The sequence below is a fragment of the Chryseobacterium sp. SORGH_AS_0447 genome, assembly GCF_030818695.1.
Lineage (GTDB): Bacteria > Bacteroidota > Bacteroidia > Flavobacteriales > Weeksellaceae > Chryseobacterium.
Map to the genome: position 1 here is coordinate 444,930 of NZ_JAUTAR010000001.1, position 16,037 is coordinate 460,966.

Sequence of the window (16,037 nt, forward strand, 5' to 3'; positions counted from 1 at the left end):
TAAGGTTTAATCTTTCACATAAATCCTTTTCACACGGGGCGAAATGGAGGTTAGAACTTCATAGGTTATTGTTTGGCAGTAGGCTGCGAATTCTTTTAAGGTTGGCTTGGCATTGAATACCGTTACGGCATCGCCTTCTTTTACATGAGGAATATGGTCTACATTGATCATCATCATATCCATACAGATGCTTCCGACGATGGGGGCAAGGGTTTTATTAATTCCTACGCTTCCCACCTGGTTTCCGATCAGTCTTGGAATCCCGTCTGCATATCCGACGGGGATGGTAGCAATTTTTGTCTGATGATCTGTTTTGAAACGGCGGCTGTATCCAATTGATTCTCCGCTTTGCACCACGGATATCTGCGAGATCACGGTTTTGAAGCTCACTACAGGGCGCAGCTGTTTTTGTATTTCACTATTTGGTGATTCTCCCAGCATCCCGATTCCGATTCTTACCATATCATATTGATGATCGGTATAAGAAGTAATTCCTGAAGAGTTCAGGATATGGCGGATAGGTTTGTAGCCCAACTTTTCTATAATATACGATGAATTTTTTTCAAACGTTTTTAACTGATTCAGTGTAAATTCTTTTTCTCCCGGCATATCAGAAGACGAAAGATGGCTGAAAATACTCTGAACCTTAACGTTCATTGCACTTAAAGTCCGGCTCAGCTGGTCGAGCTCATCTTCTTTAAAGCCAAGGCGGTGCATTCCCGTTTCCAGTTTGATGTGGATGGGATATTTTTTATCATAACCGGATTTCTGAACGGCATTATAGAACAATTCCAGTACACGGAAACTATAAATTTCCGGTTCCAGGTTATAGGCAATTACCGTCTCATAGCTGTGCTGTTCCGGGTTCATTACAACAATGGGTATGGTAATCCCTTTTTTACGAAGCTCAACGCCTTCATCTACAAAAGCAACCCCTAAATAATCAATGTGGTGATGCTGCAAAAACTCGGAGATCTCGTAACTTCCCAACCCGTAAGCATTTGCTTTTACCATTGCCATCATCTTGGTAGAAGGTTTCAGCAGAGATTTATGGTAATTGATGTTGTGAAGAATCGAATTCAGGTTGATTTCCAGCACCGTGTCATGTTTTCTAAGCTCAAGAATATCCTTTATTCTTTCAATTTCAAATTTTCTCGCTCCTTTTAATAAGATAAGCTGATTTTCCAGCTCATTAAGGTGTTTGCTGTCAATGAGTTCCTGGGTATTAATGAAAGTGAAAGTTTTAGATTTAAATAATTCACTGAATTTTGATATTTCATCTCCTATGAGAAAAACAGAATCGAACCGCTGTTCGTTCACCAGTTCAGAAACTTCTTCATACAGTTCTTTTGAATTGAAATTCACGCCTACAATGTCCGTCAGCACCAGAGATTTTTTCGGCTTGTTGTATTCGTTAAGAAATTGCAGAGCGGTTTTCAGTGAATCAAGATCAAGATTAAAGGAATCGTTAATAATGATATTGCCTCTGACTCCTTCAATCGCTTCAAGCCTCATTTCAACGGCTTTCAGAGCGTTGATTTTTTCAACGATCTTTTGATTTGGGATGTCCAGCTCCTTTAAGACCGTGATCAGCGCCAGAGCATTGGTTAATGTCGCTTCGTCTCTCTGATGGACAGGAAACGAAATCTCTTCATCGAAATATTGTACGACAACGTCTTCATTTTTCTGAAGGTTGTTTTTATAGCGCACCTCGTTGTTTTCTTTAAAACCGTAACCAATCAGTTTTTTTCCGGAATATAGTTCTTTTATCTTTTTATCGACTATAGAATTATCTCCGTTATAAATAATCACTTCAGAATTTCTGAACAGTTTGATTTTTTCGTCAATCAGTTCTTCTTCCGAGCTGAAGTTGGCCAGGTGGGCCGTACCGATATGGGTAAGCAAACCGATCTGTGGATGGAAAACAGATTCCAGTGTTTCCATTTCTTCCGGCTGGGAAATCCCGACTTCAAAAATTCCCAGCTCATGCGGAAGATTTATCTGAAGAAGTGAAAGCGGAAGACCGATCTGCGAATTGAAACTTTTGGGGCTTTTAACGGTAGAAAATTCATTCCACAGACATTGGTACAGCCACTCTTTTAAAATGGTTTTCCCATTGCTGCCCGTAATCCCTATTGATTTTAAATGAGCGTTTTCGAAATGATATTTGGCTAATTTCTGAAGAAACTTCACTGAGTTCCCGACGATAATCCAGGTAATATTTTCAAACTGCGGATACTGGTGTTCGGAAATAATGATATTGATGCCTCTGTCAATAGCTGCTTCAATAAATTTCTCGCCGGAATTCTTAGCCGTATTAATAGCAATAAAAGCCGTGTTTTTGGTAGAATAAATAATCCTGCTGTCAAAAGCGATGTTTCGGATTACCAGACTTCCATTCCCTACAATTTTTGCATCGGTGATTTCTGCGATTTGATTTACACTATAGTCCATCAACTCTTTTTGGTGATTAAATTATAATTATGCTCGGGATTTCGGAAATTATTGATCATATGAAGCAGATTGATCTGATGTTCGGTAATTTCATAAATAATAGAGTTATGTTTTGTAACCAGTAATCTATGAAAGTCTGTCCCTTCATATTTTTGATGGATTAAATTTTCATTTTCAAGTAGGGCAATCTTTTTTTCTAATATTTCATAAAAATCTTCGACAACCTTGAAACCCCAGTTTTCTATTAGAAAATCCTCGAGATTTTCTAAATCAGATTTGGCTCTATTTGTCCAGAAGATATTCATTCTTCTTCCTTGCAAGTCTTTCTTTTGCCTCATTCATTACCTCAGTGTGTTCATGAATTCTACCTTTTTTCGCATCTTCAATGCCTTCTTGAATTGCTTTTAGGATATCATCCTTTGAATGTTCTTCCGGCTCAATAATCTCCGCGATCTTCAGCAGCTCTTCCGGGAGGAATTTTTTTTCCTTCATCTTCCGGAAAAAAGTAGGTTCGGAAATTCCGCTCTTTTCAATAATGTATTTCATTTTGAAAGGAGATTTTTTCAGAATCTCATCAATGGAATTGCTGATCTTTATATAATTTTTGATTTCCAATATCATTTTCCGATAGTTTTTACTATTAAATTTTAAACAAAAATACGAATAAATTTGATATTTATCAGTGTTTGTCTAAAACTTCATCTACAAAAACCCTTCTGCTCACTGCTTCGTAAGCTTCTGTTTCTCCGAGTTCTACAAGATCTTTTCCTTCGGAGGTTCTCATGGAATAATTGGCAAGGTTCCCAGTCCTTCGGCAGATGGCGTGAACCTTCGTCACGTATTCTGCAGTAGCCATCAGGTTGGGCATCGGTCCGAAAGGTCTTCCGAGGAAATCCATATCGAGGCCGGCAATCACTACCCGGATGCCGCTGTTGGCAAGCTGGTTGGCAATGTATACAATACTTTCATCAAAAAACTGGGCTTCATCGATCCCTACGACATGGCAGTTGGAAGCCAGCAGCAGTATTTCGCTAGGGTTTTCTACGGAGGTGCTGCGGATCTTGTTCTGATTGTGGGAAACAACATCTTCGTCCGAATATCTCGTATCCAGTTTCGGCTTAAAAATTTCCACATTCTGCCCCGCCATTTCGGCCCTTCTCAGCCTCCTGATCAGCTCTTCGGTTTTTCCGGAAAACATTGAGCCACAAATTACTTCCATCCAACCGCTTTGTTTGGAATGATTAATTGTATTTTCTAAAAACATTTGTTAAATTAGCAGTATATTTTTAAGATCAAAAGTAAGCAATTTTAACAAGATTCCTCTATGCAGAATATCCAAGATTTAAAGGAAAAGATTTTTTTTGAATCCAAGAATATCATTGGTATTCTGGACAAAATAAGCCATGTAGACGAGCTTTCGTCCAAGCTGGATCTTGTGGAAGAGCTGGCCGAAAGAATTTCTTTCCTTCGTTTGCTGGAAAAAAATATCGCCTACTTCGGAAATGAAAATTTTTCGCAGGTTGCGCAAAATCCGAAAAAATTTTACACATCCGATGAAAATGATGACCTCACGGAAGAAGAAGCGATTTTCAATAACGAACTGAATGAAATAAATGAGGAAAGATCCGGGAATTATTCAGACCAGGTTAGTGAAGAAGAGGCGATTTTCAATAATCAGTTAAATGAAATTGTAGAAGGCGAACTTCACGAAACTTTAGTTAATTTTGCAGAGGAAAATTCAGCGGCCGATATTCCGGAAATACTGAATGAGAATGCAGATGTTTTCAACAGCCAGCTGGATGAAATTGATGAAAATGAAAGCGCGGATAACAGCGGCAGCCCATTGAATTTTGTGGATGAAGAGAGAATCCTGGCTGATGCTGAGCCTGAAGGTGATGATGACATTCAGCAAGAGACATTCAGTGATGAGAAAACCGAAGAAGAAGCTGTTTTCAATAACCAGCTGAATGAAATCGATGGGTTTGAAAATCAAATTTCGGATACCGACGGGGAAATTACAAACTCTTTTGAGGAAGAGGAAAGGATCCTGAATAACTTTGAATCTTCTACAGCAGCTGAAAAGGAAAAACAATCTGCTGAAGAAACCAGTGAACCGTTTGTTTCGTCCGACAGGATGATGGAACAGGGCGAAATGGCCACCGATACTTCCAATGTAGAAAATGTCCTGAATGACATCAAGAATGAGGCTGCAGAAGATGAAAAACAGGAAGAAGCGAAAGCGGTTTTATCCGAAATTAACGACAGGAGGAAAATCGTAGAAATCGAAACGCCGGTTTCCGAAGAAAAAGAAAAAAGGAAATCTGATGAAAGCTTTGAAAATCTTGAAACGTACAATGCTTATAATCAAGATAAAAAAATAAAACTGGCCAATATCAGAGGCCTGAAAGCCGTACAGTCGCTTTTCGATGATGATCATCTGGAAAGAGAGCTACCGGCAGAAAAACCTGCTCCTGCAGATAAAAAAGAAGATTTGGGGAGCATTTTAAAAACCAATATTCCGACCGACTTTATGGAAGCGGAAAAGAAGAAACCGGAGTTTAAGCTGGATCTGAATGACAGGATTGCGTTTTCCAAAACCTTATTCGGAGGAAGCCAGTCTGAACTGAATGAAGTGGTGGCTAATCTCAACAGCTTCAAAACTTTGGAAGAGGCCAAAGAATATCTGAGCGACCTCTATTATTCCAAAAAATGGAGTAAGGTGGATGAATATGCCCAAAGGCTTTGGATATTGGTAGAAAATAAATTTTTATAAACTGAATTTTGAGCGGAATCTTATATTTTGTTCCTACACCGGTCGGGAACCTGGAAGATATGACCTTCAGAGCGGTAAACATACTGAAAGAGGTTGATTACATTTTATGCGAAGACACCAGAACTTCCGGAATTCTTCTGAAGCATTTCGAGATTTCGAAGCCTTTGAAATCTTATCACCTGCATAATGAGCATCAGGCAACCGATAAGGTAATTACAGATCTTAAAAACGGTCAGAATATAGCCATTATCACCGATGCGGGTACCCCCGGAATCTCAGATCCCGGTTATTTGCTGGCTAAAGCGGGTGCGGACCACCATATTGAAATGATCTGTCTTCCCGGAGCAACAGCTTTTGTTCCTGCGCTCGTTGTTTCCGGACTGCCGAACAACGAATTTCTTTTTGCAGGATTTCTCCCTCAGAAAAAAGGCCGCCAGACCAGGCTGAAGCAGCTTGCTGAGGAAAAAAAGACCATTGTTTTATACGAAAGTCCGCACAAGATCAATACAACACTCGAGCAGATCAGGGAATTCTTCGGTGAAGACACCAAAGCGAGCCTGAGCCGCGAAATTTCCAAAAAATTCGAGGAAACCAAGCGCGGAACCATTCTTGAACTTATTGAGTTTTCAAAAAGTAAAACCTTAAAGGGCGAAATCGTTCTCATTGTAAATAATTCCATTTAATTGAAAAAATTAATTTTCGTCCTGTTCTCGTCGGTTTGCCTTGGACAGACGGATCAGTATAAGCAAATCCTTTTAACCAAAAAGCTGGGTAAAGAGGTCCGTTCCTATTCAAAAGGCTACGGCATGTTTACGGATACGAGAACCGGGAAGACCGGGATTGTAGATTCTATCGGCAATATTACTTTTGATTATCCCTTTAAAAGCGAGATTTCCCATTTATGGAAAAACCGGTTTGTCTTACGGGCCAAATCCGGAAAATCCAACGGAAAGACGGCTATTATTGATGCCAATGGGAAGGAAATTATTCCGATGGATATATTTAAATTCAGGACGTGGGAAAATAAGGACCGCCTGATTTATAGTAAGCAGGGAAAAGACTGCGTCTATGATTTCAACGGAAATCAGATCATTCCGTTTTCAGAAAAGATCGTGTTCGGAAGCGAGAACAGGTTCTTTGTGAAAAATGACGGAGTATGGAAAATTTATGATCTCAACGGAAAAAAAATTTCGGACAGGGAATTTACAGAAGATCTGCGCTTTTATAAAGGCAGGACTTATCTTTCCAAAGGAGAGAAATCGGGTGAAGTTATTGATAACAACGGGACTACGATCAGCACAATTTCCAGCCATAATGTAGACAATATCAATGCTTTTCCTTATCTCATTACCCTGGATGCTTCTACAGAAAAATACGGAATTATTGATGAAAAGGAAAAAGTAGTTGCTGATGAAATCTATGAACAGGCTTTTGTAGGAAGAGAATATATCTACCTTACGAAAGATGATAAAGTAAGCATATTTTCGAAGAAGGAAGGGAAGCTGTATGATCTTGATTACCATTATGTAAACCCTATTTTTAATGGTCTTTTCAAAACCTCCCAGGATCAGAAAAATCCTAAAACTGCCGTTGTAAAGCTGAACGGAGAAGTTGTTTTCCCGAAAGAATATGACAGGGTGGAAGGGCTTACCATTTCCGGCGAAAAATACCTGTACCTGAGAAAGGACGATGAAGAACAAATTTTAAATAAAGATTTAAAAAATATCCTGAACGGAGAGTACGGAATTGAAAAAATATTCCCGAATACCCTTATTCTGAACAAAGACAATAGCTATTATACTTTTACACCGAAAACGGGACTTTATAAAGAACTGAAACAGCTGAAAGAGGTTAGGGAATCTGAACTTTATCCCGCACTTATCGGACAAAATACTGATAATTTTTACGGCGTAATGGATGAAAACGGCAACGAAATCGTTCCTTTTGCATACGATGACATCACGACTTTCCTGGGCGCTAATGAATTTATCGTTAAAAAAGACGGCAAATTTGGAGTAACCAACCATGAAAATGAGCCGCTGACGGAAGTGAAATATGATCAGTTCCTCAATGAGAAAAAAGGAATAAGACTTACAAGAGGTAAAGAAACTGAATTTATCTACTTCACGGAACAGAAGGACCGGAATTCTATCGATTAGGCAATCATAATCATTTTATGACAAAAAACAACTGAAAAATTTCGCTAAAAGAGTGATTTAAAATGCAATGAATAACATTTTGTAATATCTTTGCGCACTGTTTTATTTCAGTAAAGCTAAATAATGTATCTTCGCGCAAATTTCAAGGAGCGAGTAAGTTATAAAGAAAATAATTGTCATACATATGAAACTATTAGAAGGAAAAGTAGCGCTAATAACGGGAGCTACACGAGGAATCGGTAAAGGAATTGCTGAAATGTACGCTCAACAAGGGGCAAAAGTAGCATTCACCTATGCCGGCTCTGTAGACAAAGCTAGGGAATTAGAAGCAGCTTTAAGTTCTGTAACTCAAATTAAAGGGTACCAGTCGGATGCATCGGATTTTGATGCTGCACAAACTTTGGTGGATGAAGTAATCGCCGAGTTTGGTAAAATCGATATTCTGATTAACAACGCAGGAATTACCAAAGACAACCTGTTGTTGAGAATGTCTAAAGAAGACTGGGACAAAGTAATCAATGTAAACCTGGATTCCGTATTTAACCTTACTAAGGCGGTAATTAAGCCGATGATGAAGGCCAAAGCAGGATCTATTATCAATATGACATCGGTAGTTGGGATCAGCGGAAATGCAGGACAGGCCAATTATGCCGCTTCGAAAGCAGGAGTGATCGGTTTTACAAAATCGGTAGCTTTGGAATTAGGTTCTAGAAATATCCGTTGCAACGCTATTGCGCCGGGATTCATCCAGACTGAAATGACGGATGCTTTGGATGACAAGGCTAAAGAAAAATGGAATGAATCGATCCCGATGAAAAAACTTGGCCATACCCAGGATGTAGCCAATGCGTGTGTATTTTTAGGAAGCGAAATGTCTTCTTACGTGACCGGGCAGACGCTGAACGTAGACGGAGGTTTATTAACATAAGAATCTTTAAGAGTAAAATATAAATGAAAATCCGTCGTACTGACGGATTTTCTGTTTTAAAGGTATCAAATATTTCAGGCTGAACCGTTCAACGTTTTATTCAGTTGCTACTCTTTAAATATCTGGTTTTCCTGTTCCTGAACCCGGATAAATGTTGTTCTTTTAGAAAGCTGTTTCAGGGTAGATGCGCCTACATAAGTACAGGTCGAACGCACTCCGCCGAGAATGTCTTTTACCGTTTCGGAAACCGGACCTTTGTACGGGACACGTACGGTTTTCCCTTCAGAGGCACGGTATTCTGCCACACCTCCCGAATGTTTATCCATTGCCGTTTTCGAACTCATTCCGTAAAACAACCGGTATCTTTTGCCATTTTCTTCTACAATTTCGCCACCGCTTTCATCGTGGCCAGCAAACATTCCGCCCAGCATTACGAAATCGGCTCCGCCACCGAAAGCTTTAGCCACATCTCCGGGCACTTTACAGCCGCCGTCTGCGATAATATGGCCGCCAAGTCCGTGCGCGGCATCCGCACATTCGATAATGGCAGAAAGCTGAGGATAGCCCACGCCGGTTTTTATACGGGTGGTACAAACGGAACCCGGACCGATTCCAACTTTAATGATGTCTGCACCTACTAAAAGCAGCTCTTCCACCATTTCTCCAGTCACCACATTTCCGGCCATAATAATTTTATCCGGGAAATTTGCCCTTGCCTTCTTCACAAACTCCACAAAATGCTCGGAATAGCCATTGGCTACGTCGATACAGAGAAACTCGATTTTTGGGTGGTTGTTGAGGATTCTTTTTAATTTTTCTTCATCTGCCTTTCCGGTTCCGGTGCTTAGAGCAATATACTGATGAATATTTTCCGGCTGGCTGTCCAGAAATTCCGTCCATTCTTCCACGGAATAATGTTTATGAACGGCGGTAATGATCTTCTCTTTTGCCAGCTCCAGCGCCATTTCGAAAGTTCCGACCGTATCCATATTGGCGGCAATCAGGGGAATGCCTTTCCATTTTTTTTGGGTATGCTTAAAGGTAAATTCTCTTTCCAGATCCACTTCCGAACGGGATTTCAGCGTAGAACGCTTCGGGCGGAACATCACATCCTTAAATCCCAGTTTAATATCATATTCTATTCTCATAATTTGGAAAATTATTTTACTTAAATGTATGAAAAAAAGTCAATAGATTCCCTTTTTAAGGGTTTTATAAACAGTACAAATTATTTTTCCTCTTCCGGATCTGAATGACAAACCGGATTAAAATACGATTTCATTGGCTGCTTTCATAAAAACCGGTATTTTTGAAACCATGGATTTTCCTGTTACTTTTCATCTATTCGGTAAAACGGTTCTCGCGCATCCGCTTTTTGAAGCTTTGGGGATGTTTGTCGGGATGCGGTATTATTTTTATTTAAAAAGAAAATCGAAGGAAAAAACCTCGTTCAATACTTCGGCGGCTGTTCTTATCGGAGCGACGGCCGGGGCTTTATTCGGTTCCAAGCTCATCGGAAACCTGGAAAACCCATACAGGCTTTTGGAACATTTCGATTTCCCATCACTCTGGACCAGCAATACGATTGTCGGAGGGTTGGCTTTCGGCTTGCTGGGAGTAGAGCTGGCCAAGAAAGTAGTCGGTCACAAGGAAAGCACCGGCGACCTGATTGTTTTTCCATTAATCCTGGCCATGATCATCGGAAGGATTGGCTGCTTTCTTACCGGGATCTATGAAGAGACGTATGGAGTACCAACCGATTCCGTTTTCGGGATGTATCTGGGAGATCAGTACCGCAGACATCCGGTAGCCTTGTATGAAATTGCTTTTCTCATTGTTTTATGGATGGTTTTAAAAGTTATTCAGCGAAAAAACAGATCTCCTTCAGGGTTTATTTTTCAGATCTTTATGTTGGCTTATTTCACCTTCAGGCTGATGCTGGATTTCATTAAGCCAAGACTGGAAATCATCGGGAATGTAGGAACTATTCAAATCGTATGTATTTGCGTAATTATTTATTACATTTATAAAATAAAAAACACGGTTCATCTTTATCACCATAAAAATCAAAACCTATGAAAATTCTGACACTTTTGGAAGTTGGCAATCTCGGAGGCCTAGTCCTGATGATTATTCTCATCATTCTGTTTGCTGCTTCCGTTTTTTCTCTGATTGTTACGGTTATTGTTAAAGTCATTTACGAATCAAAAGACAACCGGAAATTTTCCAGGAAACAGTTTATTCAGACGATGCTGATTTGCCTGCTATTCTGTGGATTGGTGAGCGGATTTATTTGTGGAGGAGGAATTTAAAATAAAATTATGCCGGTAAGAAATTATACGTACTACGATTACACGATCAGCCTGTGCCCCGAATGCCTGAAAAGGGTAGGTGCTAAAATTATTATTGAGGATGAAGCAGTCTTTATGACCAAAAGATGCCCTGATCACGGATTTTTCAAAACCAAAATCGCTTCGGACGTCCATTACTACAAGAACATCAGAAATTACAATAAAGCTTCGGAAATGCCGGTGCATTTCGGGACAGAAGTAGAATATGGCTGCCCTTACGATTGCGGCCTGTGTGTGGATCATGAGCAGCACAGTTGTCTTTCCATCGTTGAGGTGACGGACCGCTGCAATCTGACCTGCCCGACCTGCTACGCCATGTCCTCTCCGCACTACGGAAGCCACCGCACCCTGGAAGAAATCGAAGCGATGTTTGATATCATTGTTAAAAATGAAGGAGAGCCCGATGTCGTCCAGATCAGCGGAGGAGAGCCGACCATTCATCCCGAGTTCTTTAAAATCATGGATATTGCCAAATCGAAGCCCATCAAACATTTAATGCTGAATACCAACGGCGTGAGAATTGCGAACGATCCGGGATTTGCCGAGAAGCTGGCAACCTACGCACCGGAATTTGAGATTTATCTTCAGTTTGATTCGTTTAAACCGGAAGTATTGCAGGATTTCAGGGGAAAAGACCTTGCTGACGTCCGGATGAAAGCTCTTGAGAAATTAAATGCTTTGAATCTTTCGACAACACTCGTTATCGTATTGCAGAAAGATAAAAATATTGATGAAATCGGGCAGATTATCGAGTTTGCTTTAAAACAGAAATGCGTCCGCGGGATTACCTTCCAGCCGGTGGAAATTGCCGGGAGAAACCGTGACGATTCTTCAAACGAAAAAATTACGTTAACAGAAGTAAGACAGGAAATCTTAAACCAGTTTCCGCTGCTGAATTCAGATGATATTATTCCGGTTCCGTGTAATCCTGACGCTCTGGCGATGGGATATATCTTAAAGCTGGAAGGAGAAACCATTCCTTTAACCCGATACATCAATCCTGCTGATCTGCTGAACAATGAAACCCGGAATACCATCGTCTACGAACAGGATACCGGATTGCAGATGCAGCTGCTGGATATTTTCAGTACAGGGATTTCCGTGGATAAAGTACAGCCTAAAGTCAACCAGCTATTGTGCTGTCTTCCTGAGGTTTCCGCGCCCAATCTGGATTATGATAACCTGTTCAGGATCATCATTATGAACTTTATGGATGCCCATGATTTTGACGTACGGGCAGTAAAGAAATCCTGCGTTCATATCGTAAATAAAGATTTAAAGCTTATTCCTTTTGAAACAATGAATCTTTTTTACCGGGATGATAAAAGCAAATATCTGGAAGAATTAAGAAGAGAGGATAAAGTGCTGTTTTGATTTAGCACTTTTTCTCATAGTTCAAGACAAGAAAATGGTCTAAAAAGAAAAGAGGCGAAAAATTTTCACCTCTTTATTTTTTATTTAATCAAATTTCATCACCTCGTTCAGCGTATTCATGTATTCATACGCAGTAAGGTCAAACTTTACCGGAACAATAGAGATATATCCGTTGGCAAGAGCTGTTTCGTCGGCATCTTCGGATTCATCCATGTTATTGAAATAACCGGTCAGCCAGTAATATTTTTTACCGTGAGGATTTACCCTTTCATCAAAACTCTCTTCCCATTTGGCATGTGCCTGCTTGCAGACTTTTACCCCTTTGATTTCTTCTTTTGCAAGCTTCGGGATATTTACGTTTAAAACAATCCCTTTAGGCATCGGATTCTCCAGGGTTCTTTTAACGATATTCTGAATGTATTCTTTAGCTTGTGTAAAATCGGCTTCCCAGCTGAAATCCAAAAGCGAAAAGCCAATGGCCGGAAGATTTTCTACTCCTGCTTCCACTGCGGCAGACATCGTCCCCGAATAGATAACATTAATGGATGAATTCGCTCCGTGATTGATTCCGGAAACTACAATGTCCGGTCTTCTCGGCAGAATTTTATCAAGTGCCATTTTTACGCAGTCCACCGGTGTTCCGCTGCAGGAAAAATCGGTCTGTGGACCTTCCAGATGAACTTCTTCATAGCTTAAAGTAGAATTGATGGTAATGGCATGGCCTTTACCGCTTTGTGGAGAATTGGGCGCTACCACCACGACATCTCCGATTTCGTTCATAAAACTGACAAGATTTCTGATACCCGGTGCTGTAATTCCGTCGTCATTAGTTACCAGAATAAGAGGTCTTTCCATATACATTTTTAATTTTAACAAATATACTATAAAAGCTTTTCTTTAAAACCTTTGTATTTAAATATTATCTGAATATTCCATCGGTTTATTTAATCATTAATGATCAGCTATAATTGGATACTCGGCTAAAATTTTTACAGTTTACATTCATTTTATTATCTAAAATTTCAGTCAAAGAGACTGCAATCATAACTTTCTAAATTTATCATTTATTCTTTTTATTCTGAATTTTAACAGTCTGAATTTATGAAAACCTTCGTATTAATAAAATCTCTTAAAAGTAATTGTTAATTGCAAATAAGGTATTAAATTTGATAGTTTGTAACGGGACGTAAAAAAGTACGACCTATCAAAGAACTTTTTTAAATTTAATAAAAATACATTACAGATTTATGTGGAAAAATTTTAAGCTGAATAAATTTTTACTCCTAATTCCATTAACAAGTCTAATGTTTTGTTTCAACTCGCCTAAAAATGATGACGAAAAGATGCAGACGATAATGGTGAGCGTAAAAAATACACTTTCTTATTTACATTACAGCCCAAAACCGATTAACGATGCTTATTCCAAAGATGTGTACAAGCATTATTTCGAATTGGTAGATCCGGGCAAAAGATACTTTATTCAGTCGGATATGGATGAGTTCGGTAAGCATGAAACCAAACTGGACGATTATATCAACCAGGGAGACCTTACGTTCTATAAACTGACGATCGACAGATTGTATCAGCGTGTGGATGAAATCGATAAAATCACCCAAGATATTTTCAGCAAGCCGATCAACCTTGAAGAGGACGAAACGCTTATTTTGGAGCCGAAAGCTAAAAAAGTTCCGGCTAACAAACAAGAGCAGTACAATGAATGGAAGAAGTTCATCAAGTACAACATCCTTCAGGAAATTGAATCGATGAACAGCAAGGAAGAAGCTCAGAAAGAGAAGAAAGACTCCGTTCAGAAATACAACCTGAAAGATACTATTAAATATCAGCCGCTTGCTGCGGACCAGAAGCTTAAAAAAGCAACGGACGAGGTGAAAGATCTTGTAAAAGAGACTTTTACAAGATTTAAGAAGAGAAAGAAAATGGATTGGTTTACCGTGTACATGAACGCTTATACGGAAGTTTTTGATCCGCACACCAACTATTATTCTCCGAAAGACAAAGAAGATTTTGATACCAATTTTACCGGAAAAGTAATCGGAATCGGTGCCATCATCCAGGAGAAAAAAGGAAACCTTTATTTAGGGGCTCTTACCATCGGTGCGCCGGCATGGAAATCCAAGCAGCTTTCTGAAGGCGATAAGATTTTGAAAGTAAAATCCAAGCCGAAGGAAGATGCTGTGAATGTTGTGGGAATGCTTTCCGACGAAGCGGTACGGTTGATCAGAGGAGAGAAAGGTACACCGGTAACCCTTACGGTTCAGAAGAAAGACGGAACGATAAAAGATGTGACCATGATCCGTGAAGAAGTAGCCATTGAAGATACATTTGCGAGAAGTATTGTGGTAAACTCTCCGAACGGAAAGAAATACGGATTCATTAACTTACCAAGCTTCAATGCCGATTTTGAAAACCCGAACGGCAGAAATGCTTCTGATGATATTAAAAATGAAATCGTAAAGCTGAAAGCACAGGGAATTCAGGGAATTGTTCTGGATCTTAGAAACAATGGAGGAGGATCTTTAACGGAAGTAGGAGATATTATGGGACTGTTTATGCAGGCCGGACCTTATGTTCAGGTGAAAGACGGAAACGGGAAAATTCAGACCTTAAAGAATAAAAACGAAACGCCGATCTGGACAGGTCCGTTGGTGATCATGCAGAACGAATTGTCGGCATCTGCATCGGAAATTTTAGCTGGTGTTATGCAAGATTACGGCAGAGCAATGATCATTGGTTCGCCTCAGTCTTTCGGAAAAGGTACGGTTCAAACGTTTGTAGATCTTAACAGGTTTCTGAATACGGAAGATGATTTCGGATCTTTAAAGCTGACCATTCAGAAATTCTACAGAATAACCGGAGAATCTACGCAGAGAAAAGGGATTGTATCTGACATCCAGATGAAAGACTTCTTCACCTATGCTGAAATAGGAGAGCGATATGACGAATATGCCCTTGCCTGGGATAAAATTCCTTCCACCAACTTCCAGAAACTGAATTATTTCAATATTCAGGCGTTAGAAAAAGCCAGCAACGACAGAATGGCGAAGAATGCGAAGTACCAGCTTCTACTGGAATCGGCGCAATGGAGAGAGCAGCTGGATAAAGAAGAGACGATTACTCTGAACATCAACAAGTTTAACGAATTGATGAAACAGAGAAAAGCGCAGATCGAAAAATTCAAATCGCTGACGAAATTTGAGAACGGACTTCAGTTTACCCTTTACCAAAACGAAATCGAAAGGGAGAAAAAGGACGAAGCCTTCAAGAAGAAATCCGAGATCTGGATTAAAAATCTTAAAAAAGACCTTTACCTTCAGGAAGCGATGAACATTATTGCAGACATGAGTGTAAAATCATAAAATAAAAAAAACCGCTGATGAAAGTCAGCGGTTTTTTTATTGAAAGATGCCGTTACTTTATCTCTACGCATCCCACTCGTCCTCCGGCATTTCCCGTTGGCTGAGTGTGAAAATCGTCGGCTGCCGCATGAATAATCAGGCCTTTTCCGATGATGTTTTTAGAAGCATCCGTACATCCTAAGCACCATTTATCGGTTTTGAAGGTCAGCATGGCATTTCCGCTCTGGTCGGCGGTAAGGTTTCCGATATCGCCCATGTGGAAGTGTTCCGCACCCCATTTTCCGTGGTCGTCCTTCGCAGGGTTCCAGTGTCCTCCTGTTGAGGTTCCGTCCGCTGCCGAACAGTCGCCTTTCTCATGGATGTGCACGGCATGAATTCCCGGAGTAAGGTTGGTGACATCGAGTTTCATCACCACTTCGTTGCCTTTCTGGGTGAATCTAGCCGTTCCTCCCGTTTGGGTGTTGCTTTTAGACAGCACCGGATACGTATTTGTGGTTCCGCATGAAACCGCAAAAAGCGTACAGCCTGCCAATAATGCTAATGTTTTACTTTTCATTTTTAAATGATTTAAAGTGATTGTAGCATAAATTTAAAAAACATTTACCGAAAAGCTTTACGTTT

General features: G+C 40.0%; 15 protein-coding genes. 8 read left to right on the forward strand and 7 right to left on the reverse strand.

What is annotated here, in order from left to right:
- Positions 1-6: 6 nt before the first annotated feature.
- The 4 genes from QE422_RS02140 to QE422_RS02150 are packed head-to-tail and all read right to left on the reverse strand — an operon-like array spanning position 7 to position 3,718.
- Positions 7-2,454: a bifunctional UDP-N-acetylmuramoyl-tripeptide:D-alanyl-D-alanine ligase/alanine racemase gene (locus QE422_RS02140; RefSeq protein ID WP_307454802.1), complete on the reverse strand. Its 2,448-nt coding sequence runs from the start codon at positions 2,452-2,454 to the stop codon at positions 7-9.
- Positions 2,454-2,792 (reverse strand): type II toxin-antitoxin system RelE/ParE family toxin, encoded by a 339-nt coding sequence (locus tag QE422_RS19995; protein ID WP_373463322.1) that lies wholly within the window; start codon positions 2,790-2,792, stop codon positions 2,454-2,456. The genes QE422_RS02140 and QE422_RS19995 overlap by 1 nt, the downstream gene beginning before the upstream one ends.
- Positions 2,737-3,075, reverse strand: coding sequence for a hypothetical protein (locus tag QE422_RS02145; RefSeq protein WP_307454803.1), 339 nt, complete (start codon positions 3,073-3,075; stop codon positions 2,737-2,739). The genes QE422_RS19995 and QE422_RS02145 overlap by 56 nt, the downstream gene beginning before the upstream one ends.
- A 58-nt stretch (positions 3,076-3,133) precedes the next feature.
- A complete protein-coding gene (locus tag QE422_RS02150; RefSeq protein WP_307454804.1) occupies positions 3,134-3,718 on the reverse strand; it encodes a thymidine kinase in 585 nt (194 codons plus the stop codon).
- A 60-nt stretch (positions 3,719-3,778) separates the two neighbouring features.
- On the opposite strand from QE422_RS02150, the gene QE422_RS02155 reads away from it, so the two are divergent.
- The 4 genes from QE422_RS02155 (at position 3,779) to fabG (ending at position 8,314) form a co-directional block, all read left to right on the forward strand.
- Positions 3,779-5,227, forward strand: coding sequence for a hypothetical protein (locus tag QE422_RS02155; protein ID WP_307454805.1), 1,449 nt, complete (start codon positions 3,779-3,781; stop codon positions 5,225-5,227).
- Between the two features lie 8 nt (positions 5,228-5,235).
- Complete coding sequence (rsmI, locus tag QE422_RS02160; RefSeq protein ID WP_307454806.1) at positions 5,236-5,910, forward strand: 16S rRNA (cytidine(1402)-2'-O)-methyltransferase; 675 nt, start codon at positions 5,236-5,238, stop codon at positions 5,908-5,910.
- Positions 5,911-7,386, forward strand: coding sequence for a WG repeat-containing protein (locus QE422_RS02165; RefSeq protein ID WP_307454807.1), 1,476 nt, complete (start codon positions 5,911-5,913; stop codon positions 7,384-7,386).
- Between the two features lie 184 nt (positions 7,387-7,570).
- Positions 7,571-8,314, forward strand: coding sequence for a 3-oxoacyl-[acyl-carrier-protein] reductase (fabG, locus tag QE422_RS02170; protein ID WP_307454808.1), 744 nt, complete (start codon positions 7,571-7,573; stop codon positions 8,312-8,314).
- 107 nt (positions 8,315-8,421) lie between these two features.
- Here fabG and QE422_RS02175 read toward each other — a convergent pair whose 3' ends face one another.
- On the reverse strand, positions 8,422-9,462 hold the full coding sequence (locus QE422_RS02175; RefSeq protein ID WP_307454809.1) for a GMP reductase: 1,041 nt from the start codon (positions 9,460-9,462) through the stop codon (positions 8,422-8,424).
- A 133-nt stretch (positions 9,463-9,595) separates the two neighbouring features.
- On the opposite strand from QE422_RS02175, the gene QE422_RS02180 reads away from it, so the two are divergent.
- From QE422_RS02180 to QE422_RS02190, 3 genes are read left to right on the forward strand one after another with little or no spacing between them, the layout of a single operon-like run.
- Positions 9,596-10,393, forward strand: a complete 798-nt coding sequence (locus tag QE422_RS02180) for a prolipoprotein diacylglyceryl transferase (RefSeq protein ID WP_307454810.1) — start codon at positions 9,596-9,598, stop codon at positions 10,391-10,393.
- Positions 10,390-10,626 (forward strand): hypothetical protein, encoded by a 237-nt coding sequence (locus QE422_RS02185; protein WP_307454811.1) that lies wholly within the window; start codon positions 10,390-10,392, stop codon positions 10,624-10,626. The genes QE422_RS02180 and QE422_RS02185 overlap by 4 nt, the downstream gene beginning before the upstream one ends.
- Positions 10,627-10,635: 9 nt before the next feature.
- On the forward strand, positions 10,636-12,039 hold the full coding sequence (locus QE422_RS02190; protein ID WP_307454812.1) for a radical SAM protein: 1,404 nt from the start codon (positions 10,636-10,638) through the stop codon (positions 12,037-12,039).
- 84 nt (positions 12,040-12,123) lie between these two features.
- Here the strand turns inward: QE422_RS02190 and surE are convergent, their stop codons facing one another.
- Complete coding sequence (surE, locus tag QE422_RS02195; RefSeq protein WP_307454813.1) at positions 12,124-12,894, reverse strand: 5'/3'-nucleotidase SurE; 771 nt, start codon at positions 12,892-12,894, stop codon at positions 12,124-12,126.
- A 392-nt stretch (positions 12,895-13,286) separates the two neighbouring features.
- Here surE and QE422_RS02200 point away from each other — a divergent pair, with 392 nt between their 5' ends.
- Complete coding sequence (locus QE422_RS02200) at positions 13,287-15,416, forward strand: carboxy terminal-processing peptidase (protein WP_307454814.1); 2,130 nt, start codon at positions 13,287-13,289, stop codon at positions 15,414-15,416.
- A 52-nt stretch (positions 15,417-15,468) separates the two neighbouring features.
- On the opposite strand, the gene QE422_RS02205 is transcribed toward QE422_RS02200, so the two are convergent.
- Positions 15,469-15,972 carry a superoxide dismutase family protein gene (locus QE422_RS02205; protein ID WP_307454816.1) on the reverse strand — a complete coding sequence of 168 codons (504 nt, stop codon included), beginning with the start codon at positions 15,970-15,972 and terminating at the stop codon, positions 15,469-15,471.
- Positions 15,973-16,037: the final 65 nt, after the last annotated feature.